Origin of the sequence: Methylotenera versatilis 79 (genome assembly GCF_000384375.1) — a bacterium.
Lineage (GTDB): Bacteria > Pseudomonadota > Gammaproteobacteria > Burkholderiales > Methylophilaceae > Methylotenera_A > Methylotenera_A versatilis_B.
This window is the reverse complement of the sequence record NZ_ARVX01000001.1, coordinates 179225-193406: the sequence shown is the minus strand read 5'-3', so window position 1 is coordinate 193406 and position 14182 is coordinate 179225. Positions and strand designations below refer to the sequence as shown.

General features: G+C 40.3%; 12 protein-coding genes. 9 read left to right on the top strand and 3 right to left on the bottom strand.

The window, feature by feature from the left end; translation table 11 throughout:
* Positions 1-22: 22 nt before the first annotated feature.
* Together METVE_RS0100960 and METVE_RS0100955 are read left to right on the top strand one after the other, a co-directional pair.
* Complete coding sequence (locus METVE_RS0100960) at positions 23-454, top strand: YeeE/YedE family protein (protein WP_020166574.1); 432 nt, start codon at positions 23-25, stop codon at positions 452-454.
* A gap of 17 nt (positions 455-471) precedes the next feature.
* Positions 472-915, top strand: a complete 444-nt coding sequence (locus METVE_RS0100955) for a DUF6691 family protein (protein ID WP_020166573.1) — start codon at positions 472-474, stop codon at positions 913-915.
* 132 nt (positions 916-1047) lie between these two features.
* Here the strand turns inward: METVE_RS0100955 and METVE_RS0100950 are convergent, their stop codons facing one another.
* From METVE_RS0100950 to METVE_RS12875, 3 genes are all read right to left on the bottom strand, one after another.
* Positions 1048-3606, bottom strand: coding sequence for a methyl-accepting chemotaxis protein (locus METVE_RS0100950; RefSeq protein WP_020166572.1), 2559 nt, complete (start codon positions 3604-3606; stop codon positions 1048-1050).
* A 206-nt stretch (positions 3607-3812) separates the two neighbouring features.
* On the bottom strand, positions 3813-4052 hold the full coding sequence (locus tag METVE_RS0100945; protein WP_020166571.1) for a hypothetical protein: 240 nt from the start codon (positions 4050-4052) through the stop codon (positions 3813-3815).
* A gap of 260 nt (positions 4053-4312) precedes the next feature.
* Positions 4313-7993, bottom strand: a complete 3681-nt coding sequence (locus METVE_RS12875; protein ID WP_020166570.1) for an EAL domain-containing protein — start codon at positions 7991-7993, stop codon at positions 4313-4315.
* Positions 7994-8227: 234 nt separating this feature from the next.
* On the opposite strand from METVE_RS12875, the gene METVE_RS0100935 reads away from it, so the two are divergent.
* From METVE_RS0100935 to METVE_RS0100905, 7 genes are all read left to right on the top strand, one after another.
* Positions 8228-9013, top strand: coding sequence for a response regulator (locus METVE_RS0100935; protein ID WP_020166569.1), 786 nt, complete (start codon positions 8228-8230; stop codon positions 9011-9013).
* A 113-nt stretch (positions 9014-9126) separates the two neighbouring features.
* Positions 9127-9771, top strand: a complete 645-nt coding sequence (locus tag METVE_RS0100930; RefSeq protein ID WP_020166568.1) for a response regulator — start codon at positions 9127-9129, stop codon at positions 9769-9771.
* 375 nt (positions 9772-10146) lie between these two features.
* Positions 10147-10980 (top strand): flagellin N-terminal helical domain-containing protein, encoded by an 834-nt coding sequence (locus tag METVE_RS0100925; protein WP_020166567.1) that lies wholly within the window; start codon positions 10147-10149, stop codon positions 10978-10980.
* A 73-nt stretch (positions 10981-11053) separates the two neighbouring features.
* A complete protein-coding gene (locus tag METVE_RS0100920; RefSeq protein ID WP_020166566.1) occupies positions 11054-11386 on the top strand; it encodes a flagellar protein FlaG in 333 nt (110 codons plus the stop codon).
* 47 nt (positions 11387-11433) lie between these two features.
* A complete protein-coding gene (gene fliD / locus METVE_RS0100915) occupies positions 11434-13413 on the top strand; it encodes a flagellar filament capping protein FliD (RefSeq protein WP_020166565.1) in 1980 nt (659 codons plus the stop codon).
* A 34-nt stretch (positions 13414-13447) separates the two neighbouring features.
* Positions 13448-13837 (top strand): flagellar export chaperone FliS, encoded by a 390-nt coding sequence (fliS, locus tag METVE_RS0100910; RefSeq protein WP_020166564.1) that lies wholly within the window; start codon positions 13448-13450, stop codon positions 13835-13837.
* A 9-nt stretch (positions 13838-13846) separates the two neighbouring features.
* Positions 13847-14179, top strand: coding sequence for a flagellar protein FliT (locus METVE_RS0100905; RefSeq protein WP_020166563.1), 333 nt, complete (start codon positions 13847-13849; stop codon positions 14177-14179).
* Positions 14180-14182 lie beyond the last annotated feature (3 nt).

The following is a 14182-nucleotide window of genomic DNA, read 5'->3' as shown; positions in this document are numbered from 1 at the left end:
TTAAATTATTTGGAATCGCTTGATGACCATTGATTACGCCAACTTCACGCCGTATTTATCTTATTTCGGCGGAGTAATATTAGGCTTATCCGTTACGTTTTTATATGTTTTTAATGGCCGAATTGCCGGCATTTCATCCGTATTAAGTGGTGCGCTTCGGCCGTGGCTAGACCGCGGTTTCTGGCAATTATCATTTGTTTTTGGCATGCTATTCACTTCAGTTTTGTGGCGACTATTTTTTGCCAAACAAGAAATCAGTATCGATACCTCAATAGTCGTGTTGATTTTTTCAGGCATATTAGTCGGTTTTGGCAGTCGTTATGGCTCAGGCTGTACTAGTGGCCACGGCATATGTGGCATTGCTAGATTATCAAAAAGATCCATTATCGCTACTTTCACTTTTATGGCTTTCGGCATGTTAACGGTATATTTAGTAAAGAAATTCTTTTTGTAGCGCTATCAAATTAGTCTATGGAAAAATTTAATTCAGCATTTGCCAAACACTTTGTCGCATTTATATCTGGCGTTATATTTGCGCTTGGTTTATTAATTTCAGGCATGGCAGATCCTAATAAAGTATTAGCATTTCTAGATATTACTGGCAGTTGGGATCCATCATTAATGTTTGTGATGATAGGCGCCATTCCAATTGCTTATTTGGCTTTTCGTTATACAGAAGATAAGCCATCAGCCATTTTAGGTGACGAATTTCACACAGTGAAAAAGACCGAGATTGATCAAAAATTAATCGTAGGTAGTAGTTTGTTTGGAATTGGATGGGGCTTGTCTGGCATATGTCCTGGCCCAGCAATCGTCATTTTAGGACTCAATATTCACAAGGGCATTATATTTTTCGCTGCGTTAATTGTTGGGATTCTTATTCATGAAATTTTATTTAATATGCGTCAAAATTAATTAACAACCATTTGAAAAATTTTATGAATAAGAAAGTTAACAAGAAAATATTAACCAAATTTAAGATGTTTGGACTTCACCCATTTTGATAGAGGTAATGGGTGGCTTATATAAACTGGTTTAAATTTGTCCTTAATGCGATAGCCCAGAAACTATCTTGAGACCATAGTGTGCTGAATTATTCTTCACGTTAGATGAAGGGCTGATTTCGAATGCTTCAACAGAAGTTACCAGCTTAGCCGCTTGATCTAATAAGGTTTCAGCAGCAGCAGCAGCTTCTTCCACTAAAGCTGCATTCTGCTGAGTGGCATTATCCATTTGCATAACTGCAGCATTCACCTGATTAATGCCAGAGCTTTGTTCCGCAGATGATGAAGCAATATCTGCCATGATGACGGTTACCTTTTGGACAGAATTTAAAATCTCAGCCATGGTTTCACCGGCAGCAAGTGCAAGCCGACTACCATCGTTAACTTTATCCACTGAATCAGAAATCAAATTTTTGATTTCTTTGGCAGCTGCAGAAGAACGTTGCGCCAAGCTGCGAACTTCTGAAGCCACAACCGCGAAACCTTTGCCTTGTTCACCTGCACGAGCAGCTTCAACCGCTGCGTTCAGTGCGAGGATATTAGTCTGGAAGGCAATGCTGTCGATGACCGAAGTAATGTCTTCAATCATTTTTGAACTGGTCTGGATATCCACCATGCGATTCACTACTTGATCCACCGCGCTGCTACCGCGAGCCACGATTGTTGAAGCTTCAGTAGCGAGTATATTGGCTTCATTGGCGTTCAATGATGTATGCTTAACTGCACCGGCAAGCTGCTCCATGCTTGATGCTGTTTCTTCCAACGCCGATGCTTGCGCCTCAGTACGTTGTGACAGGTCGTTGTTGCCTATGGAAATTTCACGGGCTGCGGTGTTGATAGCGTCAGCGGCCTCCTTAGCAGCTCTAATTGGCGTAGTAATGAGCTCCAGCGTGGTATTAACACCGCGAATGATGCGCTGGTAGTCGCCTTGGTGCTTGCCTTCATCTGCACGCATATAAACTTTCCCTTCTTTCGCTGCATTGGCAAGCATTTGTGCATCTTGGATCAAGGCATTAACTGCAGAAATACAGGTATTCAGATTCTGTTTGAGCGTATCAAACTCACCCGCATACGTTTTAGAGATAGGATCAGGAATATCGCCTTTAGCAATCCGGGATATGCAATCAGCAGCGGCATTCAACGGAGAAATCACGGCGTCCAAAGTTTCGTTTACGCCAGTAATAATCTTTTTAAAATCACCAGTATGCGCCGTTGCATCGGCACGAGTGTTTAGTTTGCCATGAGTTGCAGCTTCAGAAAGCATGGTGGCATCCGCGACTAACCTATTGATAGCATGAATGCAGGTATTGAGGCTTTCTTTTAATACATTGAAGTCGCCGCTGTAATTTTCATTAATTGTCTCCGGAATGTCTCCACTCGCGATACGAGCGATATATTGAGAAGCGGTATTGATCGGCGTAATTACGGCATCCAAAGTTTGATTTACACCGGCAATAATTTTTCTAAAATCACCTTTATGACGATTTGCATCGGCACGGGTCGATAATTCTCCTGCAATAGCTGCTTGAACTAAAGAGTCTGCATCTTCAATAAGTAACTGCAGATTTTCCCGTACTTCTTCAATGGTCTCGTTGATCACGCGTTGCTTACCTGGGAACAAAGCCAGTTTTGCAGAAAAATCGCCTTCACCGAATGCTTTGACGACGGCCATAGCTTTACGATTTGATTCAATATGTCCGGTTGTCATACGATTGATACCGACTGCCATTTCTGCATAATGACCTTTAAATCGATCGGTTTGCAGTTTAGTATCAATCTCACCTTGATCGTGTTGAGAACTCACGTGGTTGAGTGAATCAATCAGATCGGTCAGCATTTTTTTCAAAACACTCATCGCATAAGCAATGCTACTGCGATCATTTGGGTGGATCTGTATTGAAGTATTAAGATCACCTTCGGCAAAGGCATTAGCAATCTGTGCAAGTCGCGCAGGCTCTTCGCCTAGTTGCTTCAGGAGACTGTGTGTCAGGAATAGTCCCATACCCACAGTTAACGCTAATATGGTGGCGGCAATTCCAATGAGTAGTAGCGAAGCTTGTGTTTTAATGGAAGCAGCCTGGGAAGCACTATCCGCACCTAGCTTAATATTATATTTACGATGATTATCAAGAGCTGTTTGCATTTTCTTGATTATCGGGCGGCCTTGCAGGAGAAGGTCTCTCGCCGCCTCCTTGTTATTTGCAAGAGATGTAGTCAATACATTACCACCCATGGCATCGTACTCAGACATAACCGCTTTATCCAACTGTAGTAACTTTTTATCTTGGACATCGGCGATAAATTGCTTTTCATAATTTGCGAGACTGCTGCTGAGTTCTTGATGCACCTCGGCGACTTCCTGCTCGATCTGGCCCATATCTGCATTATCAGTAGTAGCCATATGTTGCCATATCAAACCGTTCAGCGTTTCAAATTCTGCCAGAATATTATCAAGCGCTTCAATACTTGGAATTGAACGCACATTCGAATAGTTGGTAATGTCGTAAACACGGTCCAATTGGAACCTTGCCAGACCCGCCAGTGAAACCAATCCTATCGTGGCGGTTAATAGCAATAGGTACATTTTTTGTTTAACAGTCATTTTGTCTCCAGTGAGCAGTTAATTTCTTTAAAGATAGTTAACAGCACTCTATTCGCTCATGCTAGATTTTGGTCTATTGAAAAGAAAGGTATAAATACTCTATATAAAGTTTCCCATTTTGAGTTCCTCAGATTTAGATGTGGAATTGGGAAGCGCTAATAAAAAAGGCTTGCATATGCGCAAGCCTGATTCACAGCTTATGGATACTATTTAGTATTTACTGCTACTTTTTTAGCAGTGTCTATTTCTGCGCTAGCTTCTAATTTTTTCTTCTTAGAAACTTCACCGACAGCGTCACCTTTCATGTGCGCGGCAGTAGCTTCTGCGCTACCTTCTTCAAAGCATACGCGACCCATCATAGACACTTTACAAACTTCTGCACTGAATGCGAGTGAGCTTGCTGCGAACAATGATGATGCGATGAGGATGCGACTGATATAAGACATATTTTCTCCATGAACATTGAAATAAGATTGGGTATTCAAAGAGACTTAACGGAAGCAATATTTATTACTTGAATTTTTTTACATATTACTTACAACTGTTACTTTTGTTAACATTTGACCAATTTTTCATGGAGGTAAAAGAAATAAATCGCTGTTTTATTTAAAGTTTAATTTATACGAGAGGCGATTATTTGGGTTTGTTCTTACATGTTTTTAAACGGTTTTACCGTACGACTTCATCTCTAATTTCAGGTTAATACTTACACAGCAAAAGTATTTTTTGGTAAATCTTCTTGATCAGAGTTATTCATTCCATTTTGTTGTTTAATAAAGTCATTGAGTAACGAAGTAGGTAACGGCTTACTAAAAAAATAACCTTGATGAGCATTACAATCATGGGATAGTAAAAAATCTCTTTGCTCTGAAGTTTCCACACCTTCGGCAATGACCTCTAAACCTAAACTTTTACCTAATGCAATGATCGTTTTAACTATTACATTATCATTCGTATCTGTTAACACATCATTTACAAATGATCGGTCAATTTTGAGTTGATCCAAAGGAAGTCGTTTAAGATAATACAGTGACGAATAACCAGTTCCGAAGTCATCTAAAGAAAAACATACGCCATATTTTTTCAACTCTGTCATTTTACTGATTGTTTCTTCAACATTTTCTAACAGTAAGCTTTCAGTAAGCTCTAATTTCAATAAATATGGATTTGCCCCAGTTGAGGTTAGGGCATTTAAAACCTGACTTACAAATTCTGGATGCCTAAATTGACGTGCACTTACATTTACTGCGATTGATATATTTTGAAAAACTGAGTCTGAAGACCAATCTGACAATTGTTCGCAAGCCGTGTGCATGACCCAGCAGCCTAAAGGGAAAATTAGCCCCGTTTCCTCTGCAATTGGAATGAAATCAAGAGGAGATACTGCCCCCCGCTCTTTATGAAACCATCGAAGTAATGCTTCAACCCCAGTTACTTTACCTGCATCATCGACTTGTGGCTGATAGTACAAAGTAAACTCTTGTTGCTTAAAACTAGACCGTAAATCTGCTTCTAATTCAAGTTTAGCGGTCACCGCAGTTCGCATGTCGGGGTTGAAAAACCTAAGAGAGTTTTTCCCACCAAATTTAGCTTGATACATAGCGATATCTGCATGCTTAAGTAAATCATCGGCATTCTGACAGTTCTCGTCAAATAGCGTAATTCCAACACTAGGAGAGCTGTAATAAGGATATCCACCTAATGAAAATGGTTCGTGGAAGCAAGACAAAACTTTCTCACCTACAATTGTTGCTTGGGTAATCACATCTGCATTGCCAACACTTTCAAATAGTATGACAAATTCGTCACCCCCCAATCGTGCTACCGTATCACTTTTACGAACACAATTAGTAAGTCTTCTAGCAACTTCTTGCAAGAGCATATCTCCTTTGTCGTGCCCCATGGTGTCATTAAGTGTTTTAAAATTATCTAAATCAATAAATAATAATACCCAAGCATTTCTTAGCCTGTCACGAGATTCAAACAGATGCTGTAATCTATTTCTGAGGAGTTGTCGGTTCGGAAGCTGAGTTAGCACATCATAAAAAGCGAGTTGCTGTATTTCATCGGCTGCAACCTTTTTTTGTGTCACATCAGTATTGATACCCAAAATGGCGTGAGGCTGCGCTCCTTCATTAAAGACTAACGTCCATCTGCCATCTACAATAATTTTGCTACCGTCTTTTTTATGTTGATGCAATTCTCCATTCCATTCTTTTTGAGCCTTAACCCTTTTAAGGGCATGTTGCAAATCAATGGTTTCATTAATGAAAATTGTTTCTATATTCAAACCGACTACTTCATTGGCCTTCCAACCATATAGTCGCTCTGCACCTTTACTCCAGAACTGAATTTTATGGTCGATATCTAAAACCAAAATAGCGTCATGGGTTTTATCTAAAAGTGAGGCTTGTTCTTGAATTATTGAGTCACTGTCTTGACGCTCCAGTTCAGCTGCCGCTCTGGCAGCAAAAATCTGTGAGGTAGATTCTATAAATTTTGTATTTTTAGGCTCTTCTTTAAAGAAAACAAAAATAGAACCAATCAAATGGCCGTTGCTATTCTTTAAATCGCTTCCAAAACAAGTGCTTGTTGGCCATTTATGGATGTTAAAGAAATGGTTTTCTTCGTTATGTAATTTGCATGTAAAGATATTACTTTCATTATCGTTGGCAGTAGCATGCTCTACCTCAGATAAAAAATAGACAAAATTATCAAGAAACTCCCCATCATTAAAATTGATAATGGTCGTAGCTTCTGTTTTGTTTGCGTTCAACCTTGAAACAATTGCGCCATCCGCATCAAGTGCTTCAACCATATTTGAAACAAGATGTTTAAAGAACGCAGGGGTGTTATTTGTAGAAACACTAGTTGCTACTTTCATCATGGCATTTTGTAAACGATTCCTATCGTTTTGTATGTGGATATTTCGTACACCGAATGCTAAGTTATTCCCCATTTCTTTCAATAATTTTATTTCTGCATCTGGTATTTGACGAATATCATCTGAATAAAGTACCAGAACGCCAAATGTTTCATGCAAATGAACCAGTGGTAGGCAAATCATTCCTTTGAAGCCTGAAAGATTAGCTGCAATTAAACTAGGTGTTAACCTTTCATTTTGAGAAGTATCCTGTATAAAAATAAATTCATTATTTTGAACAGACAGAAGAATGGGGTCTAACGGGTCTTGAAAAGATATTTCATGTGCAATCCCGTGGTATTCATTAACCTGATTAATATCTTGTCTTGCGTAATGTATTGAAGACGAGAAAGTGTTGCCAATTGGATTGCCAGTAATACCAACCCAGGCACAAGCATAATTTCCAATATTTACGGCAATTTGGCAGACTTTTAAAAAAAGCTCGGATTCATCAGTCACATGTAAAAGCGCATCATTACTTGCACTTGACATTTGCAGTACACGATTCAACATCGCTAATTCAAAATATTTTTTATTTCGTTCAGTGATATCTTGCACAGTACCTATAAAATGAAGTTTATTATCATGCTCACTAAAGATTAGACGACCTTTTTCATGAACAAATCGAACCTCGCCGTTCGGCCTAATAATTCTATGTTCAAAATCAAGGGGTTTGAGTTGTTTGAGCGCAAGCTCTTGAGCTTGCAAGAGGCCAACGCAATCTTCAGGGTGTACGGCAGATAAAAAACCTTCAAATGATTGCTCAGGCTCTGAATCATCTTGTCCGAAAATTCGGAACACTTCTTTTGACCAAGAAAGTTTCTTTTGATCAATAATCAAATCCCAGCTTCCCACTTCGGCAATGCGCTGTGCTTCATGAAGCAGTGTGGTCTGATGAACTAATGCATTGTTGATAGACTGGCGCTCTTCAGAGAGTTTTCCGACTATCTCCTGAAATCGATCCAACTCGTATTGTGCCGTAATTTGGGCACTTAGAAGCTTAAGCATATCTAATTGCAAATGACTTAATTGTTTGGGCAATTTGTCAGCGACAAAAAACACACCGATAATATCTCCACTAGATAATGCTAGGGGAAAGCCAACAAAAAACCTGATCGATTCTTCTGTAGCTATCGATTGTGAAAATCTCGCATCATACAAAGCATCATTTACAATGATTAGTTGATTGCTAAGCAGTACTTCAGAACAAAAAATATTGGCTTGAAATTCATCTTCAACAGAAAGTTTAGAAGATGTGACATAGAGTTGCTGATGTTTTTTTACTGGCGCATGCATTCCCTGTAATGCAATTGCGGCGATTGAAGTCTGGCAAAAGTTAGTTGCAAGTTTTATAAGTTCTTGCAAATCATTTTCCAGATTCAATCCATCAGAAAACCCGTCTAATCCGACCGAATCCAAATAAATATTTGGATTTTCAATTTGAATAATATTATTTAGCATCATTTGTACTGAGAGAATATAAAATATTTGGTATGTTTATACGCTATACATTTTTTTTCCATATTTGAATAAACAGTTGAAAAATAGTCTATATCTGGAATATAAATTATTAAACGTTTAATAAGGGTCACAAATGGATCAATTGGATTCAAATATGTGAGGTGTCTGATAATGTGGGAATACTTAATTGGGGTTGCAGATGGATTTTTTTATACTTAAATAAATCCATAAAAACATATGAATAAATATCACACTTACCCAAAACCAAGAGTGCTTATCGCAGAAGATCATGCGGTTAACCAAGAAGTCATCAAAGCGATTCTAAGTCATGATGGTTACGAATTCATGGTTGTCGATAATGGTTTGGAAGCCATTGAGTTATTAGAACAAGAGATTTTTGATGTCATATTAATGGATATGCAAATGCCAGTGATGGATGGCTGCCAAGCGGCGATGGAAATTAGAAAGCGTGAAGAAGTTTCAGGTGGACGGGTGCGTATCATCGCCATAACCGCAAATGCAACGAAAGGTGACCGGGAGATTTGTATGTCGGCCGGAATGGATGATTACATTACAAAACCAATAGATGCCCAAATACTCATCGCAAAGCTAAGCTCTAATAGCCAGCATGATGAAACCGAAATTATCCATAAGGAAACCCCGAAGTTATCCGTGACAAACGCGAGCATATTTAATGCGGAAAGCTTGAAAGGCCGCGTTCTAGGTCAATCAGTTCCGAGTATGAAAATGGTACCTATGTTTTTGAAGGAGTTGCCAAATTCTTTAGCAGATTTAGACTTGGCCTTAAAAGCAAACAATATTGATGAAATAGCTAAATTAGCACACCGAATGGGTGGTGTGGCAGCAATGCTGGGCGCCGAACAAATGGCATTAGTTGCAGAAGAACTGGAAGCAGACGCTCGCGTTGGTGCCACAAAAACCTTACCAGATCTGATTGCGAAAATGCATCTTGCCTCGATCCCGCTAAAAGAAAAACTGCTTCAATTTGTAAGACAAAATTAGATGTGGCACTAGCATTGCGATGAAAGTGAATAATTTGTTATAAAGCGTTTCGCCTCGATGTAACCTTGGGTTAGAATGACTTTTAAGTAATCAATGCGAAGTTGTAATTCAATATGGCGACGAAAAAAATTCGAGTAATCGTAATTGATGACCACGATATTTTAAGAGAAGGTTTAAAACAGATTCTAGGTGAGACCGAAGCGATTGAAGTGGTGGCTGAAGGAGAAAGTGGAGCTCAGGCAATACAACTCGCCACTAAGCATAAAGCCGATGTGATGTTGCTAGATATTTCTTTGCCAGACAAAAATGGTATTGAAGTTCTCAAGCAAATAAAAAAAATAAATCCGCAACTCGCTGTATTAATGCTATCCATGTATCGCGAAGATCAATATGCAGTGCGCGCATTAAAGGCTGGCGCTGCTGGATATCTCAGTAAGCAAAAAGCCTCCGCGGAGCTCGTTACGGCCATTGAAACAGTTGCCAAGGGTAAAAAATACATCACCCCGGAAGTCGCCTTAACGCTGGCTGATCAAGTGGGGATCGATCAAGAAAAGCCCATTCATGAATTATTGTCTGACCGTGAATTCCAGACGATGACGATGATCGCTTCAGGATTTACTGTAGGTGATATTGCGGTTAAATTAAATCTTTCTGTTAAAACCGTCAGCATGTATCGTTCGCGCATTTTAGAAAAAATGAATTTGCGTCATAACGCAGAAATCACGCACTACGCGATTAAAAACAAAATCGTCGAATAACCCAATCCTGCTTAATAGCAGACTTTCCCTTCTTAGTTCTTCAAATTAGACCCAATAAACTTCTTTTAAAATAATCGAAGTGATATTGGGTTTTATCCATTAAAAAAGCTATTTTAACAAAGCATGTAAGTCTATATTTTTATGATTTATTTCAGGTTATGAAAAATTGATTTTTATTAATTTTGCAAATTTCCTAAAGAACTCCTTAATGTTGCCGTGAATAAACTTATGCAAGATTACCTTGTATGTAGTGAAAAAAAGTAATTAAAGTTTTTCAAATCACTACCGATATAAGTTTAACAGCCGAGCACTAAGCAGCAAGCAAAGCTGAAGGCAAGGGTCAACCTAATTAACTGAATTTTAAGGAGTATTATCATGGCAGCAGTTATTAATACCAACATTTCATCTTTAAATGCCCAACGTAATCTGGGTACGTCACAAATGAGTTTGAATAGATCCATCGAGCGTTTGTCATCAGGTTTGCGCATTAACAGTGCTAAAGACGACGCTGCAGGTTTATCTATTGCGACACGTATGGATTCACAAGTTCGCGGCTCAACTGTTGCAATCCGTAATGCGAATGATGCGATCTCATATGCACAAACAGCAGATGGTGCATTAGGCGGTGTAACCGATGCATTACAACGTATGCGTGAATTAGCGGTGCAATCAGCCAACGCCACCAACAACGCTGGCGACCGTACCAATCTGAATGCTGAGTTCAAACAATTACAAGAAGAAATTACCCGTATCACCGGCAACACAACATTCAACGGCAATAAAGTTTTGAACGGTACTGCGAATACTTTCCAAGTAGGTGCTGATACTACTGATGTGATTACAGTGACAGGTACAGACTTGACAGATGCGGCTGCTAAATCAGCAATCGCTGCAGACTCAGCTACTAACGATGTAACGACGGTTGCTAAAGCCACTGCTTCAATCACTGCAATTGATGCTGCGCTTGATGAAGTGAATACAGAACGCGCAACTTTCGGTGCAGTACAAAACCGCTTTAACTCAGTAGTAAGCAATTTGCAAAACAAAGTAGAGAACACTTCAGCTGCTAAATCCCGCATCATGGATGCAGACTTCGCGGCAGAAACAGCGAACTTGACGCGTGGTCAGATCTTGCAACAAGCCGGTACCGCAATGTTAGCGCAAGCGAACTCATTGCCTAACGGTGTATTGGCATTATTAAGAGGCTAATTGAAGTAACACCGAGTAATCGCTCCTAAGTTTCAAAAGAACTTAGGAGCATTTTGCTGAAGGAGTACAAATCATGGCTATCGATAACATTAATAAAATCACCAGTGCTACTGGTGTACCAAACAAGAGCAAAGTTGCGACTCAGGGAACAGTTGCCGAAATTTCAGAAGTAAAGCAACCGAGCAAAAGTGAACTTGAAGCAGCAGTAAAAAAACTGAATGCCTTGATGGCGCAAAGCAATACGTCGGTGGAGTTCAGCTTAGATAAGACGACTGGATCACCTGTTATAAAAGTAGTGGATACTGAAACGAAAAGTGTATTAAGGCAGCTTCCTAATCTGGAGGCGATTGCATTTTCAAGAAGTTTAGAAACATTTAAAGGTTTGCTGTTAAATCAAAAGGTTTGAATAAAATTTTAAGTAACCAGCGTAAGCCATTTTTTTGAGGAGTAAATATGGCAATCTCGTCTCCAGGGTTAGGTTCTAACCTTGATGTAAATACGATTGTTTCTGGTCTGATGAGATCAGAGCAGGGACCTCTTACGCTTGTTACCCAGCAAAAAAACAATTTCCAGACCAAAATTTCCGCTTATGGAAGTTTAAAAGGAGTGCTGTCCACTTTTCAAACTGCGCTCGCCAACCTTGCAACAGTTTCTAAATTCAACGCGCAGAAAGCAGAGTCATCCGATGCCACGGTTTTTACTGCGACATCCAATGGGAATGCAGTGGAAAGTAGTTATGCCATAAAAGTAAAGCAGCTCGCACAATCTCAAAAAATTGCTATGGCAGGCGAGGTCTCTACAACCAGTCCCATCGGTGTAGGTAAAATCACAATCTCATTTGGCTCCTATGACAGTGATGCAAATGCTTTTACGCTGAATCCAAATCAAGCGGTTGCTACGATAGATATCACACCGGAAAACAACACTTTAGCTGGTATCAGAGATTCGATCAATTCCGCAAATATTGGCGTTTCAGCCACGATAGTCAACGATGGTCAATCTAATCGGTTGGTATTGAGCGCCAAAAGTAGTGGCACGTCGAATAGTATCAAAATAACGGTCGCGGATGACGATGGCGATCATCTAGATGCGAGCGGACTATCTAAATTAGCGTTCGATCCAACTGCAGGTGCTGGCACAGGTAAAAACCTGACAGTATTGCAAACGGCTAAAGATGCCATCGTTGATATTGATGGCGTGTTGGTTACAAAGCCCAGCAATGTGATTTCAGATGCTGTGGATGGCATCACTTTCAATTTATTGAAAGAGCAGCCTAATACAGCGGTGGCGCTAGGAATTTCACGCGACCAATCCAGTATTGAAGCTTCTGTCACTGCATTTGTAAAAGCCTATAATGATGCAAATCAAGTCATTCGTGATTTGACCAAATATGATGCGACGACAAAAGCTGGCGGCATCTTATTAGGTGATGCGGCGACTCGCTCTGTCGCCACCCAAATCAAGCAAGTGCTTACCGGCACAATCGGTGGGGCTGGAATGCTGAAGTCCCTAAGTGATATTGGCGTGAGTTTCCAGCGTGATGGTACTTTGGCGATTAATGACAGCAAACTCAAACTGGCGATTCAAAATAATACCAAGGACATTCCAGCCTTATTTGCAGCCACAGGCAAAGCAACAGATAGTTTGATCACACATACCGGGCAAATCGACAAAACTGCTTCCGGAAATTATGCGATCAATGTTACTCGGTTAGCGACGCAAGGAAATGTGCAAGGCGGAAGTGCGCCAGGCCTGACCATTACTCAAGGGGTTAACGATCATATCGATTTTAATATCGATAGCGTGGCATACAGCATTGACCTGACTGCCGGTACTTATGACTCTACTTCCGATATCATCACTGAACTCCAAACCCGCTTATCCGCTGCAGGTTCGACTGCTAAGGTCGTCATAAATGGCGGCAATATCCAAGTCACTTCTGCGAATTACGGTGCCACAGCATCAGTTATGCTGTCATCAGGTAACGGGATTTCAAATTTATTCGGCACTCCGATCACGACAGAGGGTTTAGACGCGGCAGGCACGATCAATGGCGTAGCGGCAAAAGGGGTAGGCCAGCAATTGATAGGCGCGATTGGCGATGCTAGTGAAGGACTAGTCGTGCAGGTGAATGGGGGTAGTTTGGGAGATCGGGGTTCGGTCACGTATAGTCAAGGTTATGCCTATCAATTGAATAAATTGGTTAAGAATTTACTGGGTTCAGACGGTATTTTGACCTCACGCACCGATGGAATTAACAGCTCGATCTCACGCCTGACAAAACAACAGGAAGCGTTGCAGGATCGATTGGTACAAATTGAGAAACGCTATCGCCAGCAGTATACGGCGCTGGATACTTTAATCAGCAGCATGCAACAAACCAGTAGTTATTTATCGCAGCAAATCGCCAGTTTTCAAAATAATAATAATTAGTTTGATGGATAGTTAATCCTGATTGAGGAAATCTATGTTTGGATACAATATACAAGGTGTGAATGAGTACAGCAGAGTAGGCCTAGAAACTGGGGTGGTATCGGCTAATCCACATCAATTGATCGTCATGCTTTTTGACGGCGCAATCTTAGCCTGTAAAAACGCACTGCCCCATATTGAAGCCAAGGCTTTTGCAGAAAAAGGCACGATGATATCTAAAGCAATCATGATTATAGAAAGCGGTCTTAAAGCCAGTTTGGATAAACAAGCGGGTGGTGAGATCGCAGAAAGCTTGGACGCTTTGTATGACTACATGAGTAATCGACTTTATATTGCAAATTTAAAAAATCAACCAGAACCAGTGAGTGAGGTCATCCAGTTGCTCATTGAACTCAGATCCGCTTGGGAAGCCATGCAGCACTAAGCTGATGAAATGATAATCGATACTGTGAAGGATTCATCTATTACTTACGAACGTATTGCTGACATCACAAGTATGATGTTGAAAGCTGCGCGTGCTAAAGATTGGCCGAAGATCACTGAGCTTGAGGCCTTATGCGCAATTGAGATTGAAAAAATTACCAGTGCAAAACCCGAGCCTATTACAGGCGCAGCTTTGCAAAGCAAAATTGCAAGTATTCATAAAATACTCGCACATGATCGTGAGATCAGAGATTTACTTAATCCATGGATGTTAAGAATGGATGCTTTGTTTAGCGGTAAAACAAAACAGATGCCATCTCAATTCAATAAACCTCCAAGCTAACCT

What these genes read in the sequence shown, in the direction of transcription:
- METVE_RS0100925 (WP_020166567.1), top strand. Translation starts at nt 10,147, where the DNA reads ATGGCAGCAGTTATTAATACCAACATTTCATCTTTAAATGCCCAACGT.
- METVE_RS0100935 (WP_020166569.1), top strand. Translation starts at nt 8,228, where the DNA reads ATGAATAAATATCACACTTACCCAAAACCAAGAGTGCTTATCGCAGAA.
- METVE_RS0100905 (WP_020166563.1), top strand. Translation starts at nt 13,847, where the DNA reads ATGATAATCGATACTGTGAAGGATTCATCTATTACTTACGAACGTATT.
- METVE_RS0100955 (WP_020166573.1), top strand. Translation starts at nt 472, where the DNA reads ATGGAAAAATTTAATTCAGCATTTGCCAAACACTTTGTCGCATTTATA.
- METVE_RS0100950 (WP_020166572.1), bottom strand. Translation starts at nt 3,606, where the DNA reads ATGACTGTTAAACAAAAAATGTACCTATTGCTATTAACCGCCACGATA.
- METVE_RS0100945 (WP_020166571.1), bottom strand. Translation starts at nt 4,052, where the DNA reads ATGTCTTATATCAGTCGCATCCTCATCGCATCATCATTGTTCGCAGCA.
- METVE_RS0100930 (WP_020166568.1), top strand. Translation starts at nt 9,127, where the DNA reads ATGGCGACGAAAAAAATTCGAGTAATCGTAATTGATGACCACGATATT.
- fliS (WP_020166564.1), top strand. Translation starts at nt 13,448, where the DNA reads ATGTTTGGATACAATATACAAGGTGTGAATGAGTACAGCAGAGTAGGC.
- METVE_RS0100920 (WP_020166566.1), top strand. Translation starts at nt 11,054, where the DNA reads ATGGCTATCGATAACATTAATAAAATCACCAGTGCTACTGGTGTACCA.
- fliD (WP_020166565.1), top strand. Translation starts at nt 11,434, where the DNA reads ATGGCAATCTCGTCTCCAGGGTTAGGTTCTAACCTTGATGTAAATACG.
- METVE_RS12875 (WP_020166570.1), bottom strand. Translation starts at nt 7,993, where the DNA reads ATGATGCTAAATAATATTATTCAAATTGAAAATCCAAATATTTATTTG.
- METVE_RS0100960 (WP_020166574.1), top strand. Translation starts at nt 23, where the DNA reads ATGACCATTGATTACGCCAACTTCACGCCGTATTTATCTTATTTCGGC.